1 protein-coding gene is annotated in these 728 nt (G+C 69.9%); it reads left to right on the forward strand.

The window, feature by feature from the left end; genetic code table 11:
• A partial coding sequence (locus tag LC092_RS21085) for a methyl-accepting chemotaxis protein (RefSeq protein WP_224809705.1) occupies positions 1-728 on the forward strand: 728 nt, incomplete at both ends.

Below are 728 nucleotides of genomic sequence, written 5' to 3' on the forward strand. Positions count from 1 at the left end.
CTGATCGCCGGCTTCCGCGGCACGGTGCAGCATCTGATCGGCACGGTCAGCGAAACCGCCGTTGGGCTCGACCAGACGGCGCGCGAGCTGAGCGCCTCGGCCCAGGACAGCGCGGAACGCGCCGGCGAGACGGCCGAGGCCAGTTCGGCGGCGACCGACAGCGTGCAGACCGTGGCAAGTGCGGCCGAGGAGCTCTCCGCCTCCATCGCGGAAATCTCCCGCCAGGTCGGCCAGACCACCCAGGTCGTCTCCCAGGCGACCGAGGGGACGCATGCCACCAACGAGAAGATCGCCGGCCTCGCCCAGGCCGCCAGCAAGATCGGCGAGGTGGTCAAGCTGATCACCGACATCGCCGAGCAGACCAACCTCCTGGCGCTGAACGCCACCATCGAGGCGGCACGCGCCGGGGAAGCCGGCAAGGGATTCGCCGTCGTCGCGGCAGAGGTCAAGGAACTGGCGACGCAGACCTCCAAGGCAACCGAGGAGATCAGCGCGCAGATCGGCGCGATCCAGGGATCGACCGGCGAGGCCGTGACGGCCATCGGCGAGATCGCCCAGATCATGCAGGAAGTGAACGGCTACACCGCCTCCATCGCCAGCGCGGTGGAACAGCAGGGCGCGGCGACGAGCGACATCTCGCGCTCGGTGCAGCAGGCCGCCCAGGGCACGGGGGCGGTGACGAGCAACATGGAGCGGCTGGCGACGACCGTGGAAAGCACCAGTGCGGC

The sequence above is a fragment of the Stappia stellulata genome (assembly GCF_020176715.1).
GTDB lineage: Bacteria > Pseudomonadota > Alphaproteobacteria > Rhizobiales > Stappiaceae > Stappia.